This is a genomic window from Candidatus Pantoea multigeneris, from assembly GCF_011752615.1.
GTDB lineage: Bacteria > Pseudomonadota > Gammaproteobacteria > Enterobacterales > Enterobacteriaceae > Pantoea > Pantoea multigeneris.
The window spans coordinates 949,467-972,534 of record NZ_VWXF01000001.1 but is presented as its reverse complement, the minus strand read 5'-3'; the positions used below and the strand labels follow the sequence as shown (position 1 = coordinate 972,534).

Annotated in this window: 22 protein-coding genes; 16 read left to right on the top strand and 6 right to left on the bottom strand. The window is 55.8% G+C overall.

Annotated elements, in window-relative coordinates:
- Window positions 1-10: 10 nt before the first annotated feature.
- Entirely contained in the window at window positions 11-778 is a 768-nt protein-coding gene (mlaA, locus tag F3J40_RS04515) for a phospholipid-binding lipoprotein MlaA (protein ID WP_167012742.1), read from the top strand.
- 49 nt (window positions 779-827) lie between these two features.
- Here mlaA and fadL read toward each other — a convergent pair whose 3' ends face one another.
- The gene (gene fadL / locus F3J40_RS04510; protein WP_167012741.1) at window positions 828-2,108 is read right to left on the bottom strand and encodes a long-chain fatty acid transporter FadL; all 1,281 of its coding nucleotides are present in this window, start codon (window positions 2,106-2,108) and stop codon (window positions 828-830) included.
- A gap of 394 nt (window positions 2,109-2,502) precedes the next feature.
- Between fadL and fadI the strand changes: the two genes are divergently transcribed.
- From fadI to sixA, 3 genes are all read left to right on the top strand, one after another.
- Entirely contained in the window at window positions 2,503-3,813 is a 1,311-nt protein-coding gene (gene fadI / locus F3J40_RS04505; RefSeq protein ID WP_167012740.1) for an acetyl-CoA C-acyltransferase FadI, read from the top strand.
- A complete protein-coding gene (gene fadJ, locus F3J40_RS04500) occupies window positions 3,813-5,939 on the top strand; it encodes a fatty acid oxidation complex subunit alpha FadJ (protein WP_167012739.1) in 2,127 nt (708 codons plus the stop codon). Before fadI ends, fadJ begins: the two co-directional genes overlap by 1 nt.
- A gap of 200 nt (window positions 5,940-6,139) precedes the next feature.
- Window positions 6,140-6,622 (top strand): phosphohistidine phosphatase SixA, encoded by a 483-nt coding sequence (gene sixA, locus F3J40_RS04495; RefSeq protein WP_017345388.1) that lies wholly within the window; start codon window positions 6,140-6,142, stop codon window positions 6,620-6,622.
- A 7-nt stretch (window positions 6,623-6,629) separates the two neighbouring features.
- Here the strand turns inward: sixA and smrB are convergent, their stop codons facing one another.
- Window positions 6,630-7,178 (bottom strand): endonuclease SmrB, encoded by a 549-nt coding sequence (gene smrB, locus F3J40_RS04490; RefSeq protein ID WP_017345389.1) that lies wholly within the window; start codon window positions 7,176-7,178, stop codon window positions 6,630-6,632.
- Between the two features lie 161 nt (window positions 7,179-7,339).
- On the opposite strand from smrB, the gene prmB reads away from it, so the two are divergent.
- The 6 genes from prmB to F3J40_RS04460 all read left to right on the top strand — a co-directional run bounded on the left by prmB (window position 7,340) and on the right by F3J40_RS04460 (window position 11,964).
- Window positions 7,340-8,272, top strand: a complete 933-nt coding sequence (prmB, locus tag F3J40_RS04485; protein ID WP_017345390.1) for a 50S ribosomal protein L3 N(5)-glutamine methyltransferase — start codon at window positions 7,340-7,342, stop codon at window positions 8,270-8,272.
- A 44-nt stretch (window positions 8,273-8,316) separates the two neighbouring features.
- Window positions 8,317-9,402, top strand: a complete 1,086-nt coding sequence (aroC, locus tag F3J40_RS04480) for a chorismate synthase (RefSeq protein WP_167012738.1) — start codon at window positions 8,317-8,319, stop codon at window positions 9,400-9,402.
- Window positions 9,403-9,406: 4 nt separating this feature from the next.
- Entirely contained in the window at window positions 9,407-10,231 is an 825-nt protein-coding gene (gene mepA, locus F3J40_RS04475) for a penicillin-insensitive murein endopeptidase (RefSeq protein ID WP_167012737.1), read from the top strand.
- An 8-nt stretch (window positions 10,232-10,239) separates the two neighbouring features.
- Window positions 10,240-11,037: a TSUP family transporter gene (locus tag F3J40_RS04470; protein WP_167012736.1), complete on the top strand. Its 798-nt coding sequence runs from the start codon at window positions 10,240-10,242 to the stop codon at window positions 11,035-11,037.
- Window positions 11,038-11,103: 66 nt separating this feature from the next.
- Window positions 11,104-11,649: an elongation factor P hydroxylase gene (locus tag F3J40_RS04465; protein ID WP_017345394.1), complete on the top strand. Its 546-nt coding sequence runs from the start codon at window positions 11,104-11,106 to the stop codon at window positions 11,647-11,649.
- Between the two features lie 33 nt (window positions 11,650-11,682).
- Window positions 11,683-11,964: a YfcL family protein gene (locus F3J40_RS04460; RefSeq protein WP_017345395.1), complete on the top strand. Its 282-nt coding sequence runs from the start codon at window positions 11,683-11,685 to the stop codon at window positions 11,962-11,964.
- A gap of 65 nt (window positions 11,965-12,029) precedes the next feature.
- Here the strand turns inward: F3J40_RS04460 and mnmC are convergent, their stop codons facing one another.
- The gene (gene mnmC / locus F3J40_RS04455; protein ID WP_167012735.1) at window positions 12,030-14,036 is read right to left on the bottom strand and encodes a bifunctional tRNA (5-methylaminomethyl-2-thiouridine)(34)-methyltransferase MnmC2/FAD-dependent 5-carboxymethylaminomethyl-2-thiouridine(34) oxidoreductase MnmC1; all 2,007 of its coding nucleotides are present in this window, start codon (window positions 14,034-14,036) and stop codon (window positions 12,030-12,032) included.
- A 153-nt stretch (window positions 14,037-14,189) separates the two neighbouring features.
- On the opposite strand from mnmC, the gene fabB reads away from it, so the two are divergent.
- Entirely contained in the window at window positions 14,190-15,410 is a 1,221-nt protein-coding gene (gene fabB, locus F3J40_RS04450) for a beta-ketoacyl-ACP synthase I (protein ID WP_167012734.1), read from the top strand.
- 297 nt (window positions 15,411-15,707) lie between these two features.
- Window positions 15,708-16,892 (top strand): MFS transporter, encoded by a 1,185-nt coding sequence (locus F3J40_RS04445; RefSeq protein ID WP_167012733.1) that lies wholly within the window; start codon window positions 15,708-15,710, stop codon window positions 16,890-16,892.
- Here the strand turns inward: F3J40_RS04445 and F3J40_RS04440 are convergent.
- The 3 genes from F3J40_RS04440 to F3J40_RS04430 form a co-directional block, all read right to left on the bottom strand.
- On the bottom strand, window positions 16,855-17,019 hold the full coding sequence (locus F3J40_RS04440) for a hypothetical protein (RefSeq protein ID WP_167011773.1): 165 nt from the start codon (window positions 17,017-17,019) through the stop codon (window positions 16,855-16,857). The two genes, F3J40_RS04445 and F3J40_RS04440, sit on opposite strands and share 38 nt — an antisense overlap.
- A gap of 32 nt (window positions 17,020-17,051) precedes the next feature.
- Window positions 17,052-18,080, bottom strand: coding sequence for a flagella biosynthesis regulator Flk (gene flk, locus F3J40_RS04435; RefSeq protein ID WP_167012732.1), 1,029 nt, complete (start codon window positions 18,078-18,080; stop codon window positions 17,052-17,054).
- A gap of 109 nt (window positions 18,081-18,189) precedes the next feature.
- A complete protein-coding gene (locus F3J40_RS04430; protein WP_167012731.1) occupies window positions 18,190-19,092 on the bottom strand; it encodes a DMT family transporter in 903 nt (300 codons plus the stop codon).
- A 94-nt stretch (window positions 19,093-19,186) separates the two neighbouring features.
- Between F3J40_RS04430 and F3J40_RS04425 the strand changes: the two genes are divergently transcribed.
- The 4 genes from F3J40_RS04425 (at window position 19,187) to truA (ending at window position 23,057) form a co-directional block, all read left to right on the top strand.
- On the top strand, window positions 19,187-19,966 hold the full coding sequence (locus tag F3J40_RS04425) for an AraC family transcriptional regulator (protein ID WP_167012730.1): 780 nt from the start codon (window positions 19,187-19,189) through the stop codon (window positions 19,964-19,966).
- A 57-nt stretch (window positions 19,967-20,023) separates the two neighbouring features.
- Entirely contained in the window at window positions 20,024-21,160 is a 1,137-nt protein-coding gene (pdxB, locus tag F3J40_RS04420; RefSeq protein WP_167012729.1) for a 4-phosphoerythronate dehydrogenase PdxB, read from the top strand.
- Between the two features lie 83 nt (window positions 21,161-21,243).
- A complete protein-coding gene (locus F3J40_RS04415; RefSeq protein ID WP_167012728.1) occupies window positions 21,244-22,254 on the top strand; it encodes an aspartate-semialdehyde dehydrogenase in 1,011 nt (336 codons plus the stop codon).
- Complete coding sequence (truA, locus tag F3J40_RS04410) at window positions 22,254-23,057, top strand: tRNA pseudouridine(38-40) synthase TruA (protein ID WP_167012727.1); 804 nt, start codon at window positions 22,254-22,256, stop codon at window positions 23,055-23,057. Before F3J40_RS04415 ends, truA begins: the two co-directional genes overlap by 1 nt.
- The last annotated feature ends 11 nt before the right edge of the window (window positions 23,058-23,068 follow it).

The window sequence follows — 23,068 nt, the reverse complement described above, 5'->3', positions numbered from 1 at the left end:
GGAGATGAGAATGGTTTTCCGCCTGACCAGTTTGGTTGTGGCCAGTGTACTTCTGGTGGGATGTGCCGGTTCAAAACCTTCAGATAGCGAAGCTTCGCAGCAGCGTAGCGATCCGCTTGAAGGCTTTAACCGCGCGATGTTTAACTTCAACTACAACGTGATGGACCCGTATGTGGTGCGTCCCGTTGCGGTTGCATGGCGCGATTATGTGCCCGTACCGGCACGTTCAGGACTGAGCAATTTCCTCGGTAACCTGGATGAGCCTGCTGACATGGTGAATGCTTTCCTGGTCGGGGAACCGCGCCAGGCGATGATTCACTTTACCCGCTTCTTCCTCAATACCACGCTAGGTCTGGGTGGCTTTATTGATGTAGCCGGTAAAGCGAATCCACAGTTGGCACGTACTGAAGCACGCCATTTCGGTAGCACGCTTGGGCACTATGATGTGGGTTACGGCCCTTATGTGCAGCTACCGGGCTATGGCAGCTTTACCCTGCGTCAGGACGGCGGTGACTACGTCGATAATGTTTATCCAGTGTTGAGCTGGTTGACTATCTGGATGTCGGTCGGTAAGTGGACGTTGGAAGGGGTGGAAACCCGTGCGCAGCTGCTGGATTCGGATGCGATCCTGCGTCAGCAGCAAGATCCGTATGCCTTTGTGCGTAATGCTTACTTCCAGCACAATGACTTCCTCGCCAATGGCGGGCAGTTGAAGCCGGAAGTGAATCCAAACGCCAGTGCGATTCAGGATGATTTAAAAGATATCGATTCGCAGTAAGCGACGATGGAAAGAGAAAAGGCGACAGAGATGTCGCCTTTTTTTGTGCTTAGAATTTGTAGTTGAAGCTGGCACCGTACAGCCACGCTTTACCCACGGAGTTAAAGGTATAAGCCCCTTCTTTCACCGTGACGTGCTGGCCATGCATGTAGGAGATACCGACATCAATCGAGGCATCTTCATTAAACGCATAAGAGGTACCAGCGCTTAACCAGACGCGATCCTGGTCAGGAATGGAAATGGAGCGTTTATCTGCCGGGACTGGGCTGTCATCAAAGGCGATACCGGTACGGAATGTCCAGTTTGCATCATAGAAGTAGGTAGTACCCAGGGCGATGCGGTAGGCATCATGGAAGCCTTCATCCTTGTAGAACAGCGTCTGACCATTGTTGGTGGCTTTCAGCTCCTGGAACTGGCTCCAGCTGGTGTAGGCCATGCTGTAGTGGACTGCCCACTTCGGCGCCACTTTATGCCAGCCGGAAATTTCCCACATCTCTGGCAGATTCAGGGTAAGTGAACCTGGCATGGTCGAACCGCCGGTTGCATAAGGTAAACCGAGGCCCGCAGCCTGATTGATTGGGTTGATATAGCTCGGGAGGTCGCTACGGTAGTTGCCGTCAAAGTCGATTTTAACTTTTGAACGGTAGCTCAGGCCGAAGCGGTTATTTTTATCCACCTCGTACAGCACACCGGCATTCCAGCCATAGCCCCAGGCATTACCATTCAGATGGGCAATCTGTGTATTGGCAGGGACGCCGAGAGAAGAGAGCGATTCGCCCGCATAGCGTTCAATTTTCGCTTTGGCATATACCGCATCAACGCCGAGGCCGAAGCTAAAGTGTTCATTCAGACGATAGGCCGTGCTGATATTAAAGTTACCGGTCATGAGATCGGTCGTACCGCCATAAGGCCCTGCTGTATAACCGTTATTATATTCTGTCGCCAGACCATAATTAGAGGTGATTGATGCGCCTACCCACCATTGATCGTTAATCGGCTGCACATAGTGAATATTCGGCACCCATTGGGTCGGGGCGATATTCTTAGCATCTAAGCTACGACCCGTAGGACTGGTGCCGCTGATATTCACATCGGGATCGATAAATACGGCACCGATAGAAAATTCAGGGCGATCCATTAAGGCCATGGTCGCGGGGTTGCGGCTGGCTGAGGCGGCGGTATCGCCGATTGCGCCTTCACCAGAATAGGCGCGGCCTAAGCCTGCGGCGGAAAATTCATTGAGCTGGAAACCGGCTGCCAGCACTTGAGAAGACATTAACGCTACAGCAGCTGCCACGGCTGATTTGATAAAAACGTTTTTTGGGGCCATAACCACAACCTCACATAAATTATTATTAGACGGCGCAACAAGGAGGGCGGATTGTAGGGATCACTGATTCACCTACATATCAGACCAGTTAGCGAAGTATAGGTCCGACCTGTGTCAATGTTGCAATGATGTTGTTTAAATATTTCTGCCGCGATCAATAAAACGCCCCCGGTTAAACGCTAAAAATTTGATCCAGGCTGCAAAACGCGATTTTCCCGATCATTTTGATCAATCAATAGTGCGGCCGCGCAGACGATCTTAATTAAATGAAAAGCGTGGTATTTCTCGCACTTTTTTTCACGCGCCATTGGCAGTGAGGCTGCTTGTGGTTAACACTGAATCAGGTCTGACCTCTTTGGCAATGATGCCTTAATTCCGCAATGCAGGTGACACGATGACAACAGCGCAGCCTCTCCGTACCGCGCAGGGTGAACGTATTGCTATCACTCATGGCCTACGCACCCCTTTTTTACGCCAGGCCACTGAGTTCCACGGTATTCCCGCGCTGGAGCTGGGGAGGATGGTGGTTAGCGAGCTAATGGCGCGCAGTGAGCTACCGGTTGAGGTCATTGAACAGTTGGTGTTTGGCCAGGTGGTCCAGATGCCAGAGGCACCCAATATTGCGCGTGAAATCGTCCTCAGCAGCGGTTTAAGTGTGCACACCGATGCTTACAGCGTCAGTCGCGCCTGTGCCACCAGTTTTCAGGCGGTGGCCAACGTGGCGGAAAGTCTGCTGGCCGGGACTATTCGCGCCGGGATTGCTGGGGGCGCAGACTCCTGTTCCGTCTTGCCGATTGGCGTGAGCAAACCGCTGGCGCGCGCGCTGGTGGATCTGACTAAAGCGCGCAGCCTTGGCAAAAAGTGGCAGGTCCTCAAGCGGCTGCGACCCAAAGATCTCCTGCCGGTTCCCCCTGCGGTAGCGGAGTACAGCACCGGGCTGCGTATGGGGGATACCGCCGAACAGATGGCGAAAAGCCATGGCATTACACGTCAGCAGCAGGACAGTCTGGCCCTGCGTTCGCATCAGCGTGCGGCGCAGGCGTGGCAGTCTGGTGTGTTGCTGCAGGAAGTGATGCCGGCTTTTATTCCTCCCTGGAAGCAGGCGGTTGAAAGGGATAACAACGTGCGTTTTGATGCGCAGGCTGCGGATTATGCACGTTTGCGCCCGGCGTTTGACCGTAAGCACGGCAGCGTCACTGCTGCCAACAGCACGCCGCTAACCGATGGTGCCGCCGCAGTGATTCTGATGACGGAAGGACGGGCGCGAGAACTGGGCATTACACCACTCGGTTATCTGCGCAGTTACGCCTTCAGTGCCATTGATGTCTGGCAGGATATGCTACTCGGCCCGGCCTATGCTTCCCCTCGTGCGCTGGATCGCGCCGGAATTACCCTGGCTGACTTAACCCTGATTGATATGCATGAAGCCTTTGCTGCGCAAACCCTCGCCAATTTGAACATGTTTCGTGATGAGCGTTTCGCGCGTGAAGTGCTACATCGTCCGCACGCGTTGGGCGAAGTCAATGAAGAGATGTTTAACGTCCTCGGCGGATCCATTGCCTACGGGCATCCTTTTGCGGCAACGGGGGCACGAATGATCACCCAAACGCTACACGAACTCAGAAGACGCGGTGGCGGGCTAGGGCTGGTTACGGCCTGTGCGGCGGGCGGTTTGGGTGCAGCTATGGTTCTGGAGGTGGCGTAATGGAGATGACAGGCGCGTTTCAGCTACAGATGCGGCTCGATCACGTGGGCATTATTACCATTAATGTGCCTGGCGAGAAAATGAATACCCTGCGTGCGGAGTTTGCCGCTGAACTAAAAGCAGTGGTGGCCGAGGCGCGTCAGGACCCGCAACTGGCGGGCTTAGTGATTGTCTCTGGTAAAGCCGATAACTTTATTGCCGGTGCCGATATCGGCATGATCGAACGCTGCCAGAGTGCAGAGGAAGCGGAAACCCTGGCGCGTCAGGGACAAGAAGTGATGGCGGCATTGGCTGCGTTGCCTTTTCCCGTGGTCGCCGCCATTCATGGTGCCTGCCTTGGTGGCGGGCTGGAGTTAGCGCTGGCCTGCGATGCCCGTATCTGTTCGCTGGATGATAAAACCCGGCTGGGACTGCCAGAAGTCCAGCTCGGCTTGCTGCCGGGTTCGGGCGGAACGCAGCGCCTGCCAGCGTTGATTGGCTTACCGCAGGCATTGCCGTTGATCCTGACCGGAAAAACCTTACGCGCCAAACAGGCGCGCAAATTAGGGCTGGTGGATGATGCGGTGCCGCAGTCGATTCTGCTCGAAACGGCGGTGCAACGGGTGCTACAGGGCAAACCCGCCTCGCGACAGCTGGGGTGGCGTGAGCGCCTCTTTACTCTGCCGGGCATTCGTCACGGGTTCTTCGCACTGGCACGGCGACAAACCGGGCAAAAAACCCAGGGTAACTACCCCGCCACAGAGCGCATTCTGGCGGTGGTTGCCAGCGGCATTGAACACGGCAGTGTGAAAGGCCATGCTGACGAAGCCCGTGCTTTTGGTGAACTGGCAATGAGTCGCGAATCCCAGGCACTGCGCGGGATTTTCTTTGCCACTACCGCGCTGAAAAAAGAGCAGGGCGCGGAGGAGGTGGGGCCGCTGGAACATATTGGCGTGTTGGGCGGCGGGACCATGGGGGGCGGCATTGCCAGTGTGACGGCGCTAAAAGCGGCCTTACCGGTACGTATCAAAGACGTGAGCGTAAACGGGATTAACCACGCGCTGCGCTACAGTTGGGATCTGCTCTCGCGGCAGGTTCGGCGGCGTCAGATCCGTCCCGCGCAACGTCAGCAGCAGATGGCTCGCCTTTCCGGCAGCACCGATTATCAGGGCTTCAGACATACCGATTTGGTTATTGAAGCCGTGTTTGAAGATCTGGCACTGAAACAACAGATGGTGCGGGAGGTGGAGCAGCACTGCCAGGTGCATACGGTATTTGCCTCCAATACGTCTTCGCTGCCGATCGAGGCGATCGCCTCGGGCGCGCCCAGACCAGAAAATATCATTGGTCTGCACTACTTCAGCCCGGTGGAAAAAATGCCGCTGGTTGAAGTCATTCCCCATGCTGGCACATCGGCAAAAACAGTGGCGACGACGCTGGCGCTGGCGCGGCTTCAGGGCAAAACCCCGGTGGTGGTGGCAGATAAAGCCGGGTTTTACGTCAACCGCATTCTGACGCCCTACATCAATGAAGCACTGCGCTGTTTGTTAGAAGGTGAGCCGATTGAACATATCGATCGCGCCCTGGTGAAGTTCGGTTTCCCGGTGGGACCGATTCAGTTGCTGGATGAGGTGGGCATTGACGTCGGCAGTAAAATTTCTCCGATTTTACAGCAGGCGTGGGGCGAGCGTTTTGCGGCTCCCGCAGCGTTGGAAAAGGTGATCAACGACGGGCGTAAAGGGCGCAAAAATGGCAAAGGCTTCTACTCGTACGGGGCTTCACGCTGGCCTTTCCAGCAGAAGAAACCTGATCCGAGCATCTATACGCTACTGGGCGTTCGCGTGACACAACAACAAACAGCCCAGCAGATTGCACAACGCTGCACTATGATGATGTTAAACGAAGCTGTACGTTGTCTGGATGAAGGGGTAATTGCCAGCCCGCGTGACGGTGATATTGCCGCTGTGTTTGGCATCGGATTCCCCGCTTTTCTTGGCGGCCCGTTCCGTTATCTTGACCAACGGGGTATTGATGACGTGATAGCAAAACTGCGTTATTTCTCTGAGGAATATGGCGAGCGGTTTACCCCCTGTGAAGGGTTATTAAGCGCTGCTACGACGAAGAAAAAATTTTACATTTCTTCATAAACAGAAATGGCCTTACTGATTCAGTGTGTTAGCGGTGAGTGGCGGTGATGAAAGCGATGAGCCAGCTCAGGCTCATGCCTATTTAATAAACAACCGGTTGACTCTACTTCGGGCATTGGGGTAAAACACAGCGTTCATTCCCGGAATGACCTGTCAGTAACCTCAGTTTCTGACAATTCGATCAACAACAGCGGTGCTTTATGCAAGTTTTTATCATGCGTCACGGTGATGCGGCCCTGGAAGCAGCAAGCGATTCAGTTCGGCCCCTGACCCTATGCGGATGTGATGAATCACGCCAGATGGCTGCCTGGCTTAACAGCCAGTCACCCGATATTGAACGGGTGCTTGTCAGCCCCTATTTGCGCGCGCAGCAGACGCTGCAAACCGTGCGCGAAGCACTGGATCTGCCTGAACGGCAGGAAGTGCTGGCGGAATTGACGCCCGGCGGCGATCCTGGACTGGTGGGCTGCTACCTGCAGGCATTAGCCGGAGAAGGCGTTAAATCGGTACTGGTGATCTCTCACCTGCCTTTGGTGGGCTATCTGGTTTCCGAGCTTTGCCCGCAGGAGACACCGCCGATGTTTGCGACCTCAGCGATTGCCTGCATCAACTTCGATGCGATCAGCGGAGAAGGCAAATTGCAGTGGCAGGTGAGCCCGGCCAAGCTGGCGAAAGCGATGTAATGCTGCGTTATGGCAACTCAGGCGGTTGCCACTCTTCCACTTCCACTAACACCAGCAGCGCAGCATCACCACCAAACTCTTTGGGGGCCTGATGAAACGCCATCACCCACGGGTGCTGCGCCAGCCAGAGCGGTGTCTGCTGCTTCAAAATATGTTTGCCATGTCCGGTCATCACGCTGGCGCAGAACAGGTGTTCGCGGCGGCAAGCGGCAATGAGCGCCCCTAATTCCTGCTTTGCCTGTAGCTGCGTCAGGCCGTGCAGATCGAGAAAAATTTCGGGTGAAAAGTCACCGCGACGGAGTTTTTTGAGCTCATAGTGGCTGACATCGGCACGGACATAACGCATTGGCCCTTCAGTGGCTAGCCGTGGCTGAAACTCATCAGAAAAATAGTGGCTGTTATCCGCTTGCTCAGAAAGTAGGCGCTTTAATGGCACTTCGCGGGTTTTTACCCCAGGTTTATGGACAATCGTATCCTGCTTAATCTCCCGAGTGCCACTCATCAGTTGGCGAAACAGCGATTTATCGTCCTGGCTCAGTGGTTGTTTTTTGCTCATTTCGGGCTAACTTATGGCTGCGAAGAGAAAGAGGGCGTTACCTTACCGTTATCCGCAGGGCAAAGTCAGCTTTTTCACACCGCCACGCTGAATTATCGCCAACTTCGTGGCAAACTATCGGCCGATTTAAGTGATTAGCAAAAGGGCCTGCGGAGGGCTACGTGGACAAAATTTTCGTCGATGAGGCAGTGAGCGAGCTGCACACCATTCAGGACATGCTGCGTTGGGCAGTCAGTCGCTTCTCAGCTGCCGGGATCTGGTACGGTCACGGCACCGACAATCCATGGGATGAAGCCGTGCAACTGGTGCTGCCAAGCCTGTGGTTGCCGCTCGACATTCCGGAAGATATGCGTCACGCCCGTCTGACCTCTAGTGAGCGCCAGCGTATTGTTGAACGTGTGATTCGTCGTGTGAACGAGCGTGTTCCGGTCGCCTATCTGACCAACAAAGCCTGGTTCTGTGGCCACGAGTTTTATGTGGATGAGCGTGTACTGGTACCGCGTTCACCGATTGGCGAACTGATTGAGAACCGCTTTGCCGGTCTGATTCCGCACGCGCCAGAGCACATTCTGGATATGTGTACCGGCAGCGGCTGTATCGCCATCGCCTGTGCCTATGCCTTCCCGGAAGCGCAAGTTGATGCTGTGGATATCTCCACCGATGCACTGGCCGTGGCCGAGCAAAACATTGAAGAACATGGTTTAATCCATCATGTTACCCCTCAGCGTGCCGATCTGTTCCGCCAACTGCCAGCGGTACAATATGACCTGATCGTCACCAATCCACCTTATGTGGATGAAGAGGATATGGACGATCTGCCGAACGAGTATCGTCACGAGCCAGAGCTTGGCCTGGCGGCGGGCAGTGATGGCCTGAAGCTGGTGCGTCGTATTCTTGCCTGCGCCCCGGACTATCTGACGGCAGAAGGCGTGCTGATTTGTGAAGTCGGTAACAGCATGGTGCATATGATGGATCAATATCCCGATGTGCCTTTCACCTGGCTGGAGTTCGATAACGGCGGCGACGGCGTATTTATGCTGACGCGCGATCAGATCGTCGCTGCGCAACACCATTTCTCTGTATATAAAGACTGACTGACGGGCGCTGGCTCGCCCGCTTCACCGAACAAGGAACCACCATGGCCGGAAACAGCATCGGGCAACTTTTTCGAGTAACTACCTTTGGCGAATCCCACGGCATAGCCCTGGGCTGTATTGTGGATGGCGTGCCGCCAGGCATTCCATTGACTGAAGCGGATATCCAGCACGATCTGGACCGTCGCCGTCCTGGCACTTCGCGCTACACCACCCAACGCCGCGAGCCGGATCAGGTGAAAATCCTCTCTGGCGTGTTTGAAGGCGTCACCACCGGCACCAGCATCGGCCTGCTGATCGAAAATACCGATCAGCGTTCTCAGGACTACGGCGCGATTAAAGATCTGTTCCGTCCAGGCCACGCCGATTACACCTACGAACAGAAATATGGCCTGCGTGATTACCGTGGCGGTGGCCGTTCATCTGCCCGCGAAACCGCGATGCGCGTTGCGGCCGGTGCCATTGCGAAAAAGTACCTGCAAATGAAACACGGCATTGTCGTGCGCGGCTATCTGGCACAGATTGGTGATGTGGCCTGTGAGTTGAAAGACTGGAGCATCGTGGAGGAGAACCCGTTCTTCTGCCCGGATGCCAGCAAGCTGGAAGCATTGGACGAACTGATGCGCGGCCTGAAGAAAGAGGGCGACTCCATTGGCGCGAAAGTCACTGTGATGGCCGAAAATGTGCCACCAGGACTGGGTGAGCCGGTGTTTGATCGCCTCGATGCTGATTTGGCCCATGCGCTGATGAGCATCAATGCGGTAAAAGGCGTGGAAATCGGTGACGGTTTTGCCGTGGTCAGTCAGCGTGGCAGCCAGCATCGTGATGAAATTCGCGCGAACGGTTTCCAGAGCAATCATGCAGGCGGCATTTTGGGTGGCATCAGCAGCGGCCAGACCATCAGCGCTAACCTGGCGATGAAACCGACGTCCAGTATCACGGTTCCGGGCAATACCCTGACGCGTGAAGGTGAAGAAGTGGAGATGATCACCAAAGGTCGTCACGATCCTTGCGTCGGCATTCGTGCTGTGCCCATCGCCGAAGCGATGATGGCGATCGTGTTAATGGATCACCTGCTGCGCCAGCGCGGGCAGTGCGGTGATGTTCAGACAACGCTGCCACGCTGGTAACGCCATGAAACGTCTGCTCCTTTCCCTGATGGCGCTGCTGGCTAGCAGCGCAGCCCTGGCGGCAACGCCGTGGCAACAGATCCATCAACCGATTGCGGGACAGCCGCAGTCGATTGGCAGTTTTGCCAATGGCTGTATTGTTGGCGCGCAAGCGTTACCGCTCAACTCACCGGATTATCAGGTGATGCGCCCGGATCAGCGCCGCTATTTCGGTCACCCTGAGCTACTGGCGTTTATTCAACGCCTCGGTCAGCGTGCCGCACAGCAGCAACTGGGCAATGTGTTGATTGGGGATATGGGAATGGCCGCAGGCGGGCGTTTTAGCAGCGGTCACGCCAGCCACCAAACGGGGCTGGATGTTGATATCTGGCTACAGCTACCGAAACAGCGCTGGAGCGCACAGCAGTTACTGAAGCCCCAGCCGCTGGATCTGGTGGCGGCAGATGGCAAAAATATCGTCGCACGTCACTGGCAGCCCCAAGTGTTCAGCCTGATTAAGCTCGCCGCAGAAGATCGCGACGTCACACGTATTTTCGTCAATCCGGCCATTAAGCAGCAGCTGTGCCGTGAAGCGGGTAGCGATCGGGCGTGGTTAAACAAAGTGCGTCCGTGGTTTGCGCACCGGGCGCACATGCACGTCCGGTTGCGTTGTCCGGTGGGCAGCAGCGAATGCCAGGATCAGCCAGCACCCCCCGCTGGCGATGGCTGTGGGGCGGAACTGCAAAGCTGGTTCCTGCCAAAACAGCCGGACACTATTCCGCGATCTAAACCGCTCCCGCCGCCGTTGCCCGCGTCTTGTCAGGCATTACTGGATAAACATTTACTGTAAGGATCTCCATGGAGTGGTTTGTTGTCAGCCCGTTAGTGGTGGTGGCGCTGTTTTTTGTGGCGCTGGCCGCCGCGTTTATTGATTCAATTGCGGGCGGTGGAGGATTGCTTACGGTGCCAGCGCTGTTAGCGGCGGGTCTCTCCCCGGCGCAGGCACTGGCAACCAATAAGTTGCAGTCCGTTGGCGGCTCTTTCTCAGCCAGCCTCTATTTTGTTCGCCGTGGGGCGGTCAAGCTGCGTGAACAGCGATTAAATATCGCGATGACCTTTATTGGGGCAATCATCGGCACGCTAACCATTCAGCACCTGCGGGCGGATGTGCTGCGTCAGATCTTGCCGCTGTTCATTATCAGTATTGGCCTGTGGTTTTTACTGATGCCCCGTCTGGGAGAAGAGGATCGCGAACGCCGTCTGTACGGCTTACCCTTTGCTCTGATTGGCGGCGGCTGCGTCGGTTTTTATGACGGTTTCTTTGGCCCCGGTGCGGGTTCATTTTATGCGCTCGGCTTTGTTACACTGTGTGGCTACAACCTGGCGAAAGCCACCGCCCATGCGAAAGTGCTGAATTTCACCTCCAATTTCAGCAGCCTGCTGTTCTTTATTTTGGGTGGGAAACTGGTGTGGGGCACTGGATTAGTTATGCTGATTGGCGCATTTTGTGGGGCCAGACTCGGCGCACGCCTTGTCCTGAGCCGTGGTCAGCAGTTGATTCGCCCTATGGTGGTGGTGGTCTCGGTGGTGATGAGTGCCAAGCTACTGTGGGATGGACACGGCACCGCTATCCTCGCCTGGTTCTCTGGCCTGTAAAATCCTGCTCGTCACAGCGGGCGTCTGATGCGACAATGACGCCCACTTTTTTTGCCTGAAATGACCATGACCACTACGCACCATTACGACCAGCTGACTGCGCTGTTTGACGGATGCTTCAGCGACGATTTCAACACCCGCCTGATTAAAGGCGATGATGAGCCGATCTATCTGCCCGCTGATGACACTTCTCCCTGGCATCGCATTGTGTTTGCACATGGCTTTTATGCCAGTGCGTTGCATGAGATTTCGCACTGGTGCATCGCAGGTGAAGCGCGGCGTAAGTTGGTAGATTTTGGTTACTGGTACTGCCCGGACGGGCGCGATGCCAGTACACAGCAGCAGTTTGAAGCCGCCGAAATTAAGCCTCAGGCGTTGGAATGGATGTTTTGCGTTGCCGCAGGCTTTCCCTTCAATGTAAGTTGTGACAATCTCGACGGAGACTGTGAGCCCGATCGCATCGCTTTCCAGCGTAAAGTGCAAACGCAAGTGATGACTTATCTGGAAAATGGCATTCCCACTCGCCCGGCGCGTTTTATCGCGGCGTTAACGGACTATTACGGCACCCCTCCGCTCCATGCGGCACAGTTTCCCTGGCCGGAAGACCTGTGAAGTGGGAAGCATGATGACAACTGAGGATTTGAAATGATCGCTGAATTCGAAACGCGCATTTTGGCGCTGATTGACGATATGGTTGACCACGCAAGTGATGATGAGTTGTTTGCGGGAGGCTATCTGCGTGGGCATCTGACCGTTTCTGTCGCGGAAGTTGAGCAGACGAACGATCATAGCGCCGAAGCATTACAGTTTCATGTTACCAATAGTCTGCAAAAAGCGATTGCCGCGGGTGAACTTTCACCGCGCGATCAGGCGCTGGTGATTGGGATGTGGGAAAGTCTCTTCCAGCAGGCGCGTCAGTCCGCCTGATGGCTCACTGGCCCCGCCTCCACGGGGCCAGAGGCTTAGCGTGCAATGGCTTGCACGCTTTTCGGTCAGTTGACCTTTTTACCTTTCAGTAATTTTCTTACCCAGTAGCGATTAGGATTCAAGGCTGCCAGCGTGCGAGCATCCAGCGGCTGTGGCTCACCACTGAGCTGAGCGGCTAAGACTTCAGCGGCCAGCGGCGCGCTGCAAATGCCACGCGATCCCAACGCACCCAGCAGATATAACCCTGGGTAAATCGGTGCCGTTGGCACCTCCCGTCCTTGCTGACGCTGTTGCGCCAAATCGGCATACAGGCTGAGCGTGCCGCTATAGTCTGGTGCGCTCCCGGCCATCGGGAGATGATCGCGCGAGGCGCAACGGACGCTGATCCGGGCACTGTTTTCGCTGACATCGAGCGCTTTTGGCCATGCCTGATCGGGCAGGCAGTTAATCAGACGTTGGGGATTTTGCTGCTGCTCTTCCGGGCTGAAATCAGTGGCTGTTTCGCCTCGGCGGTAGCTGGCACCGATGCAGTGTGTGCCGTGTTGTGGGCTGAGCGGAGCCAGATAGCCGTCATAGCAGAGCACGGTTTTGAGTGCCGTCAAATCAGGCGTGGAGGGGATATGGCTCACCTGGCCGGCAACGGCATAAATCGGTAACGCCTTTTCCTCGCTTAATTCATCGATACGGTGTCCATTCGCCAACACCACATTTTGTTGTGCAATCTGGCCATGACTAAAGTGCAGCGTCCAGCCCTGCTCACTGGCGGTCAACTGCTGCACTTCATGCTGCCAGTGCACGCTAAGCCCCTGCGCTTCGGCGTATTGCAGCAGGGCGGTGGTTAAACCGGCCGGATCGAGCCAACCCCCCAGCGGGTAAAAAATGCCGTCGCAACCTAAAGGCACCCCTGCCAGGGCTTCAGCGGTAGAGGTATCCACGGCGTGGGCGACGCTTTCCGGCAGGGCCATGGCCAGCATCTGACCAATTTTTTCGGCACTTCGCCTATCCCACGCCAACTGTAAGACGCCCTGCCAACTGTGTTCAAAGTTCACGGGTAAGCCGTCATACAACCGGCGTGCGAAGGTAAATGCGGCCGGGAAGAAGGTGGCCAGTGCTGGATCGTGCTGATTCAACAGTGGATAGAGGGCACCTTGACGATTGCCAGAAGCCCCTTGCGCAGGCGCGGCATCCGCGCAGTAGAGCGTGACCTTCCACTGGCGGCGTAACAACGCCAGCGCCAGCAGCGCACTGGAAATTCCGCCGCCGACAATCGCGACTTCACGGCTTTTAGCCGCAGGGCGCGCATACCAGGGGGCCGTAGCGGGAGTAGGGGCGTGCGCGGGGCGTGTGCCGCTTAGCATTTCACGCTTCTGACCAAAGCCCTTGACGCGATTAACGGTGAAACCGGCTTCCTGCAGGCCGCGCCGGACAAAACCTGCGGCAGTAAAGGTTGCGAATGTGCCCTCGGGGCGAGCCAGACGCGCCATGGTGTGAAACAGTTCTGGCGTCCACATATCCGGGTTTTTGGACGGTGCAAAACCATCGAGGAACCAGGCATCCACCTGATGATGCAAACTGTCATCAAAAGTATCTATCAGCGCGTTAATATCCCCTAACCACAGGTCGAGCGTGATGCGCCCGCCTGCGAGCAGCAAACGCTGGCAACCCGGTAGCGCGGCTGGCCAGACGTGTTGTAGCTGCTCCGCCCAGGGCTGTAGTTCCGGCCAACGTGCATGCGCTGCGGCGAGATCTGCGGCGGTCAGTGGGTATTTCTCGAAGCTGATAAAGTGCAGTCGCTGTAATGTCGCTTCTGGTTGTTGCTGGCAAAAGTGATCAAAGGCCTGCCACAGCGTGAGGAAGTTGAGCCCAGTACCAAAACCGGTTTCCGCAACAATCAACAGATCGCGCGGATGCAGGGCAAAACGTTGCGGTAACTGATTTCCGCCGAGAAAGACATAGCGCGTCTCTTCCAGCCCATTGTCGTTAGAGAAATAGACGTCGTCGAAGGCTCGGGAAACAGGTGTACCCTGTTCGTTCCAGCTTAATTGGGCGTGTTCAACCGGGGATAACTTCACAATAAAGGCTCATTTTTCAGGCAATGCGCGATTCTAACGGGCAGGGGGGTGGGAAGCAAATTTACAAAAAGTAATGGCTGATCGGACTTGTTCAGCGAACAAGTGTAAGCTAGAGTGCTCGTCAGTCCAAAAGAAGTGGAAGAGGAATATTTGATGAAACGTGCAGTGATTACAGGCCTGGGGATCGTTTCCAGTATTGGTAATAATCAACAGGAAGTACTGGCATCCCTTCGTGAAGGTCGTTCAGGTATCACCTTCTCGCAAGAGATGAAAGATGCCGGCATGCGTAGTCACGTGTGGGGCAACGTTAAGCTGGACACCACCGGCCTTATTGATCGCAAAATTGTGCGTTTCATGAACGATGCTTCAATCTACGCGTATCTTTCCATGGAAGAGGCGGTTAAAGATTCTGGCCTGACCGAAGAGATGTATCAGAACAACCCACGCGTGGGTCTGATCGCCGGTTCAGGTGGCGGTTCACCCCGTTATCAGGTGTTCGGCGCTGATGCAATGCGCAGCCCGCGTGGCCTGAAAGCGGTTGGTCCTTATGTCGTGACCAAAGCCATGGCCTCTGGCGTTTCTGCCTGCCTGGCTACACCGTTCAAAATCCACGGTGTTAACTACTCTATCAGTTCTGCCTGCGCAACCTCCGCACACTGCATCGGTAACGCGGTTGAACAGATCCAGTTAGGCAAACAAGATATTGTGTTTGCGGGCGGCGGCGAAGAGCTGACTTGGGAAATGTCCTGCGAGTTTGACGCCATGGGCGCACTCTCAACCAAATACAACGAAACGCCAGAACTGGCGTCCCGTACCTATGATGCAGACCGTGATGGTTTTGTTATCGCTGGCGGCGGCGGTATGGTTGTGGTTGAAGAGCTGGAGCACGCTCTGGCACGTGGCGCACACATTTATGCTGAAATCGTTGGCTACGGTGCAACTTCAGATGGCGCAGACATGGTTGCTCCATCAGGCGAAGGCGCGGTACGTTGCATGAAGATGGCAATGCAGGGCGTTGATACCCCAATCGATTACCTGAACACCCACGGCACTTCAACGCCAGTAGGCGATGTGAAAGAGCTGGGTGCAATTCGCGAAGTCTTTGGTGATAACACCCCATATATTTCGGCGACCAAAGCGATGACCGGCCACTCACTGGGTGCCGCAGGCGTACAGGAAGCGATCTATTCACTGCTGATGCTGGAGCATGGCTTTATCGCGCCAAGCATCAACATCGACACGCCAGACGAGAAAGCGGTTGGCCTGAACATCGTGACCAAACCGACTGAAAAAGCACTGACTACCGTGATGTCTAACAGCTTTGGTTTCGGTGGCACCAACGCCACTCTGACCATGCGTAAGCTGAAAGCTTAATCCGGATTAGCCTCAGTCAGATACCCGCCAGCAGCGATGCCGGCGGGTATTTTTTTGCCCTGAATCAGGCTGGGGGCGCATGGTGTATCTCAAATTATTTTGGAATGTATGTGCTGAAATAATATAACTTGAAATTAATGTTTCAAATGCTTTGACTTACGTCTCCCGGCTTGTCAAAATCAGATCTCCAACAAAAACTTAACAAATCCCGCATTAACACTGCTCGTACCCGGCTTCTCGCTCACGGGCGATTTTGTGTTGGTAGTTTGCTGGTGAAAACAAGGAGTAATGTGCGTAATGACTTCAACTATCGCTGAGCCACAGCCTCAATCGACGCTACCAGTGGCTTGCACTTCACTGGCAGTTTTTCTCACCTACCTGACGGCGGGCCTGGCCCTGCCCGTGATTCCGCTGTATGTCCATCAGGAGCTAGGGCTCAACAATGTCATGGTGGGCGTGGGGGTCGGTATTCAGTTCCTCGCCACGCTGCTTACCCGTGGTTTTGCTGGACGACGTGCAGACCAACATGGCGCAAAACTCACGGTGCAGCAGGGCATGGTGGCGATTGCATTCGTGGGTGTTGCCTACGTAGCGGCGGCACTGTTACCGCTGCCAGTGATGGCGAAATTTGGCTTGATGGCAATAGGACGCTTGCTGCTGGGCTTTGGTGAAAGCCTGCTGTTAACCGGCAACCTGACGTGGGGCATGGGGCTGATGGGGCCGAAGCGATCCGGGTTGGTGATGTCATGGAACGGCATGGCGATTTACGGATCGCTGGCGGCAGGTGCACCGCTGGGTTTGGTCATCTATCAGCAAGGGGGGCTTGGGCTGTTGGGGGCGATATCTGTCCTGTTACCGTTGCTGGCAATGGCGCTAAATAGCTGGGTGCGGGCAACGCCTGTTGTCGGGGGCGAACGCCCGTCACTGTTTAGCGTGGTGAAAATTATCCTGCAACCGGGGATGGCGCTGGCGCTGCAAGGGGTCGGATTTGCTGTGATCGGCACCTTTACGTCACTCTACTTTGCGGCTGAAAAATGGGGCAACGCGGGCTTCACCTTAACTGCCTTTGGCCTGAGTTTTGTGCTGGTGCGCATTCTGTTTGGTGGCCTGCCTGACAGGCTCGGCGGCACCAAAGTGGCGCTGGTTTCGATGTTGGTTGAAATCGTCGGCTTAGTGGTGCTGGCGCTGGCAAATCAGGGATGGGTCGCGCTGGTAGGGGCTTCTCTCACCGGCTTTGGATGCTCACTGGTCTTCCCGGCGCTGGGGGTTGAAGTGATTAAACGCGTTTCGCCTCAGGTGCGCGGGACTGCGCTGGGCGGCTTCTCAGCGTTTCAGGATATTGCCTACGGTGCCAGTGGCCCACTGACCGGCATTCTGGCAACCGCGCTGGGTTATGGCTCGGTGTATGTTGCAGGCGCTGCCTGTGCGGCATTCGGTATGTTTGTCACCTGGCGTTTTGCCCGTAGCCCGAAAACAGCGTAACCAGCTTGCTACACCCGGCGATAATCTCGTCGGGTGTCAGTGCAGCAAATCCTAAAATCCATCCCTGCTGCGTGGCATCGCCACCGTTTTTGACGGTGGGCAGTGAAGTGGGAGCCTGGCCGGACATGACCACGGCTCCAGAGTGTGGCTATTAATTTTTCAGAACAGTAGCCAAAGCAAGAGCACAATCACGACCACACTTACCACCAGTGCAAAGGAGAGCCCTGGCTTTCCGCTGCGCAAGCTGTTGGGCAACATCGACACAAAGGGGGCCCAAATGGGCTGGGGGAGGGCAGCAGAGTGCTCGCCTGTTACGTCAGCGTGTTTATCGGCACGGCGACTGAACAGCAGGTTAAGCACATCTTGCTGCTGGGCGGTGGTCAATACGGTCTGCGGCGTGGCCTGGAACTGCTGTTGGATATGGGCCTCCAACATGCGTTGCTCTGGCGGGGTCAGCGGCTGGCGCAGCGCACCTTCAAGGTGGTGCAGCGTGGGAGCTGGCTGCTGGCTCAATGTCTGACGGGCCTGCAAATAGTGGCTGATCGCTGGAAACAGTCGCGAGGGGATCGGATCACCACTTTTCAGGCTCACCAGCTTCAGGGTGGTGTGCCAGATTGACGCGGTGGATTCCCCGGTAGCCGCCGCCAGTTTTACCACCTGCTGCTGTAAAGTCTGATGCTCTACCGGAAGCAAGGTGCGATCGCTGACACGATTTTGTTGTGGCTGTGGGATCGCCATCTGGCCGTTCTGCAACATGGTCAGCACCTGACGCAGCTGATCCTGGCTTAAGGCGCTTAACACGGTCTGCCCGAACTGCTGACGGATAAAATCACTCACCGCCTGGCGATTATTGCCCTGCGGCAGTAGCGTCATTAACTGCTGTAACAGTTGGCGTGTTGCATGGCTGTTCTGCACCTGGCCAAGACGCGTTTGCAGATACTGTTCTGCCAGCGGGAAGTGGCGTGATTGCAGCTCGGCGTCATTTTTCACGCCAGCTTCATGGCGGATACCGGCCCATAATTCCGGGGCTTTCAGGGTGCTTAAGGCGGTGATTTTAACGATCAGTCTCTCCAGCGTGGTGCGCTGGGCAGGAGAAAGTGGCTGATCGCCAGCAGCAGAAGCCGGGCGTGCAGAATTGACTGAGGCACGATCGCCCGGAGGCGCACCGGGGCCGCTAACAGGTTGCATGGCGGAATCCTTGGAAAACAGAACAACGGCGGGTGCGCCGAAAAAACAGAAGGGGAATGATAGCAAAACCCCCCCGGAGATCCCAGGGGGAGTGTTAACGTTTCTGCACTTATTCGGCTTCTAACGCCGTGGTTTTTTTCGCGGGGCGCAGTGGCGTGCGTAACCGCTGGGCCAGTGCTACGCCAGTCAGCGTTAACGCACCACCAATCCAGTGATACAGATGCAGCTGCTCGTGCAGGAAAACCACCGCAATAATCGCGGTAAACACGGGAACCAGATTCATAAAGATACTGGCAGTGCTGGCCCCCAGGTGCTGTACGCCTTTGATCCACAAGAAGGGGGCCAGGACAGAGGCAAAGGTGCCGGCAAACAGCACCAGCGGCAGGTTGTGGCTGTTCAGTTGTACATCCGGTGCGGCAATAAAGCCCGGCAGCAGCAGCAGCACACCAAACACAATCTGTACATACAGGCTCTGCCAGTTTGGCAGAGGGAGGGCCCAACGTCGCGTCAATACGCCATACAGCGCATAGCAGGTTGAAGCGATAAACATCATCAACTCACCTTTGCCCAGACCATGTTGCAGCAACTGTGCGAGGTTGCCCTGACTCACCAGCCAGACCAGACCGGAGAACGAAAGCAGGCTGCCGAGCAGGATACCCAGAGTAGGCGCAACGCGCAGGAGTGGCAGACTCAGCAAGACCGTTAACAGTGGGATCAATGCGTTCAGAATCCCCATAAACAGCGCCGATACGCTGTGAGCGGCGTAATAAGCCAGGCTTTGATACATCACCATACCTAGCAGGCCAAGGATTAACAGACGCCACCACTGCTGTTTAATCTGTTGCCGATGGCGTAACACACCCGGCAAGGCAAACGGCGTAAGCACCACTAGCGCAATCAGCCAGCGATAAAAAGAGATAGCGGCGGGATCGATGGCGCCCGCAGACAACTTGCTGACGATCGCATTGACCGACCAGATAAACACCGCAATCAGAGGAAAAAGAAACGACATTGACAATCTCCACATCAGAATGTGGGCAGTGTAATCTTGTCTGGTTTTTGATGGATAGTCATAATCGGACAAAATTAATCGGTAACCGGACAGAATGATTCAGAGCATTATCTATCAGGCTCCGCCAGACGCTGCGCAGCATCGCTACTTTCTGCGTTACGACCGCGCCAATGCCAGCACCGAATATCAAACCCATTCGCATCCCTGGGGGCAGGTGATTTTTGTCACCTGTCACGTCCTGGAAATGCGCGTGGAGGACGAACGTTTGCTGACGCCGAAAGATATTCCCATCTGGATCCCGCCCCAGCAACAGCACAGCAGTTTTAACCGCCAGCAGTCGCACTTTCGCACCTTTAACATTGCGGCCGATCTCTGTGTGGGTTTACCGGAAAAGGCGTGTTTGCTGCGGGTTGATCCGATTGTACACGCCATCATCAATGACTTTGCCGAACGCCAGCTCGAGTTCCCGCACAGTGAGGCGGATCTGCGGCTGTGCGATGTACTGTGCGATCGCCTGGCGTTAGCCCCTGTGCAGGAGAGTTATCTGCCGCAGTCACACGATAAATTTCTTGCTCCCATTTTACGTGCGCTGGAGGAGAATCCGGCGGATAACACCACGCTGGCAGAATGGGCGCGACGGGTTTACACCACTGAACGCACCCTGGCCCGGCGTTGTCAGCAGCAGTTGCAGATGTCATTCAGCGAGTGGCGACAGCGGCTGCGCTTTTTACGTGCGATTGCGCTGCTGGAGTTGGGTGAAAGTGTACAAGACATCGCGCTGGGATTGGGCTATAGCTCCGCTTCGGCGTTGATTGTGATGTTTCAACAGCAGGCGGGTACCACGCCGGACCGTTATCGCGCCCGGTTGGGTTAACGCCGTAATCTATGCCAGAATAGGCCCCCTTAATCAGCAGCAAACAGGAAAGTTGTGGTGAAAATTCTCGTCGATGAAAATATGCCGTATGCCCGTGAACTGTTCAGTCGTATCGGCGATGTAGTGCCCGTACCGGGCCGCCCACTGCCGCAGGAACAGCTTCAGGATGCGGATGCGCTGATGGTGCGTTCTGTCACCAAAGTGAATGCCGCGCTGCTGGCGGGGACGCCAGTGAAATTTGTTGGCACGGCCACGGCGGGAACCGACCATATAGATGAATCCTCACTGACCGAGGCCGGAGTGGCATTTTCCGCCGCGCCAGGCTGTAACGCGATCGCTGTGGTGGAGTATGTTTTCTCCTCCTTGCTATATCTCGCTGAGCGCGATGGCTTTTCCCTGCGTGACCGTACCGTCGGTATTGTTGGCGTGGGTAACGTGGGGGGGCGTTTGCAAAAACGGCTGGCCGCCTGGGGCGTGAAAACGCTGCTTTGCGATCCACCCCGCGCGGAGCGAGGAGATAATGAGGCATTCCTGTCCCTGGAAGAGGTTGCTGCCGAGGCAGATGTCCTGACTTTCCATACGCCGTTAATCAAACAGGGCGCGCACAAAACCCTGCATATGGCGGACAGCGCTCTGCTGCTTGGCCTTAAACCTGATGCCATCGTGATCAACGCTTGTCGCGGTGAGGTGGTGGATAACAGTGCGCTCATCGAAGTGCTGAAAACGCGCCAGGATCTCAGTGTGGTGCTGGATGTCTGGGAGCCTGAGCCGGAACTGTCGCTCGAGCTGCTTGACCTTGTAGATATCGGCACCGCTCACATCGCCGGATATACCCTGGAAGGCAAAGCGCGTGGGACCACGCAGGTCTTTGAGGCCTGGACGGCATTTATTGGTCAGGCGCAGCAAGTGGCCCTGTCCACGTTACTGCCGGCACCCGATATTGGCCGTATTACCCTTCAGGGTGAGCTTGATCAGGCCACGCTAAAACGTCTGGTCCATCTGGTGTATGATGTGCGCCGCGATGATGCATTGCTGCGTCATGTTGCTGCTCAGCCTGGCGAATTTGACCGCTTGCGCAAGCAGTATCAGGAGCGCCGCGAATGGTCATCACTGGAAGTCCTGTGTGATAACCCTGACGCGGCGGAATTGCTCCAGCGCCTCGGTTTTGATGCTCGTCTGCACCCCAAGGCGTAAGCGAATTAGCAGGCAAATTCTGAATTTCCGGGCGGTGGATATCACCGCCTTTGTTTTTATGACATTTTCTGGAGTAAACCAACATGTCTGACGGCTGGAACATTGCGCTGCTGGGCGCTACAGGCGCAGTAGGGAACGCTGTACTGGAACTGCTGGCGGAACGCCAGTTCCCGGTTGGTGAATTATATCTGCTGGCCAGTGAAAACAGTGCGGGCGAGAGCCAGCGTTTTGACGGTCGTACGCTGCGCGTTGAAGATGCCGCAGAGTTTGACTGGTCACAGGCGCAGCTGGCGTTTTTCGTGGCGGGTGCTGAAGCCTCTGCGCGTTACGCCGAGGATGCCGCGAACAGCGGTTGTCTGGTGATTGACAGCAGCGCGCTGTTTGCCCTCGATCCCGATGTGCCATTAGTGGTGCCGGAGGTTAACTCGCATGTGTTAGCGGATTACCGTAATCGTAACATCATCTCGGTGGCTGATAGTCAGGTTAGTCAGCTGCTGTCTGCGATTAAACCGCTGGTGGATGTGGCTGGGGTGGGACGTATTCAGGTAACCAACCTGTTGTCTGTATCCAGCCATGGTAAAGCCGCGGTGGATGCGCTGGCCGGAGAGAGTGCGCGTTTACTGAATGGTGTGCCCGCGGACGATCACTACTTTGGCCGCCAGTTGGCTTTCAACCTGCTGCCACAGCAAGCGGATGAAGCCGGTAGTGTCGCCAGTGAACGTCGTCTGGTGGATCAGGTGCGTAAAGTGTTGCAGGACGATGGCTTGCCAGTCACGGTCACCAGCATTCAGGCACCGGTCTTCTTCGGCAATGCGCAGATTGTTCACCTGGAAAGCCTGCGTCCACTGTCAGCGGAAGAGGCGCGTGAAGCGCTGGAGCGTGCTGATGATGTGCAACTGAGTGAAGAGAGTAGCTATCCGACGCAGGTGAGTGATGCAACCGGAAATGACGCGCTGAACGTGGGCTGTGTCCGTAATGACTACGGCATGCCTGACCTGATTCAGTTCTGGTCCGTTGCCGATAACATTCGTTTTGGTGGTGCGTTAATGGCGGTGAAAACTGCTGAGAAGCTGGTGCAGGAGTATTTTTACTGATGTCAGAAGGGCAAATCCTGAAGCTGGCGCTGGGCGTTGAGTATGACGGCAGCCGTTACTACGGCTGGCAGCGGCAGCAAGAGGTACGCAGTGTTCAGCAGAAGCTGGAGAATGCACTCTCTAAAGTGGCTAATCATGAGGTCACCGTATTCTGTGCCGGTCGTACCGATGCGGGTGTCCACGGCACCGGGCAAGTGGTGCATTTTGAAACCCAGTCACAGCGTGCTGACAGCGCATGGACGCTAGGGGTGAATGCCAACCTGCCGGATGATATTGCGGTGCGCTGGGTCAAAGCCGTGCCGGAAGCGTTCCATGCCCGGTTCAGTGCCACTGCACGTCGCTATCGCTATGTTATTTATAATCACAGATTGCGTCCGGCGATTCTCGGCCAGGGTGTGACCCATTTCTACCACGATCTCGACGCCGAAAAGATGCAGCGTGCTGCTCAGTGCCTACTCGGTGAAAACGATTTTACCTCGTTCCGCGCGGTGCAGTGCCAGTCACGTACACCGTGGCGGAACATCATGCATATCGAAGTGACGCGCCGTGGGGCGTATGTCATTGTTGATATCAAAGCCAACGCCTTTGTGCACCATATGGTGCGTAATATCGTGGGTAGCCTGATGGAGATCGGCTGTGGGAATCAGCCTGAAAACTGGATGGCAACGTTGCTGGCGGCAAAAGATCGCACGCTGGCGGCGGCTACAGCGAAAGCAGAAGGGCTCTATCTGGTCGCGGTAGATTATCCTGACCACTTTGCACTCCCGCAGCCCCCAATGGGACCACTCTTCTTTGGGGATTAACGTTCAGAGTT

Bases quoted from the DNA above. Each gene is read 5' to 3' on its own strand.
- mlaA (WP_167012742.1), top strand. From the start codon at position 11: ATGGTTTTCCGCCTGACCAGTTTGGTTGTGGCCAGTGTACTTCTGGTG.
- fadL (WP_167012741.1), bottom strand. From the start codon at position 2,108: ATGGCCCCAAAAAACGTTTTTATCAAATCAGCCGTGGCAGCTGCTGTA.
- fadI (WP_167012740.1), top strand. From the start codon at position 2,503: ATGACAACAGCGCAGCCTCTCCGTACCGCGCAGGGTGAACGTATTGCT.
- fadJ (WP_167012739.1), top strand. From the start codon at position 3,813: ATGGAGATGACAGGCGCGTTTCAGCTACAGATGCGGCTCGATCACGTG.
- sixA (WP_017345388.1), top strand. From the start codon at position 6,140: ATGCAAGTTTTTATCATGCGTCACGGTGATGCGGCCCTGGAAGCAGCA.
- smrB (WP_017345389.1), bottom strand. From the start codon at position 7,178: ATGAGCAAAAAACAACCACTGAGCCAGGACGATAAATCGCTGTTTCGC.
- aroC (WP_167012738.1), top strand. From the start codon at position 8,317: ATGGCCGGAAACAGCATCGGGCAACTTTTTCGAGTAACTACCTTTGGC.
- mepA (WP_167012737.1), top strand. From the start codon at position 9,407: ATGAAACGTCTGCTCCTTTCCCTGATGGCGCTGCTGGCTAGCAGCGCA.
- F3J40_RS04470 (WP_167012736.1), top strand. From the start codon at position 10,240: ATGGAGTGGTTTGTTGTCAGCCCGTTAGTGGTGGTGGCGCTGTTTTTT.
- F3J40_RS04465 (WP_017345394.1), top strand. From the start codon at position 11,104: ATGACCACTACGCACCATTACGACCAGCTGACTGCGCTGTTTGACGGA.
- F3J40_RS04460 (WP_017345395.1), top strand. From the start codon at position 11,683: ATGATCGCTGAATTCGAAACGCGCATTTTGGCGCTGATTGACGATATG.
- fabB (WP_167012734.1), top strand. From the start codon at position 14,190: ATGAAACGTGCAGTGATTACAGGCCTGGGGATCGTTTCCAGTATTGGT.
- F3J40_RS04445 (WP_167012733.1), top strand. From the start codon at position 15,708: ATGACTTCAACTATCGCTGAGCCACAGCCTCAATCGACGCTACCAGTG.
- F3J40_RS04440 (WP_167011773.1), bottom strand. From the start codon at position 17,019: ATGTCCGGCCAGGCTCCCACTTCACTGCCCACCGTCAAAAACGGTGGC.
- flk (WP_167012732.1), bottom strand. From the start codon at position 18,080: ATGCAACCTGTTAGCGGCCCCGGTGCGCCTCCGGGCGATCGTGCCTCA.
- F3J40_RS04430 (WP_167012731.1), bottom strand. From the start codon at position 19,092: ATGTCGTTTCTTTTTCCTCTGATTGCGGTGTTTATCTGGTCGGTCAAT.
- F3J40_RS04425 (WP_167012730.1), top strand. From the start codon at position 19,187: ATGATTCAGAGCATTATCTATCAGGCTCCGCCAGACGCTGCGCAGCAT.
- F3J40_RS04415 (WP_167012728.1), top strand. From the start codon at position 21,244: ATGTCTGACGGCTGGAACATTGCGCTGCTGGGCGCTACAGGCGCAGTA.
- truA (WP_167012727.1), top strand. From the start codon at position 22,254: ATGTCAGAAGGGCAAATCCTGAAGCTGGCGCTGGGCGTTGAGTATGAC.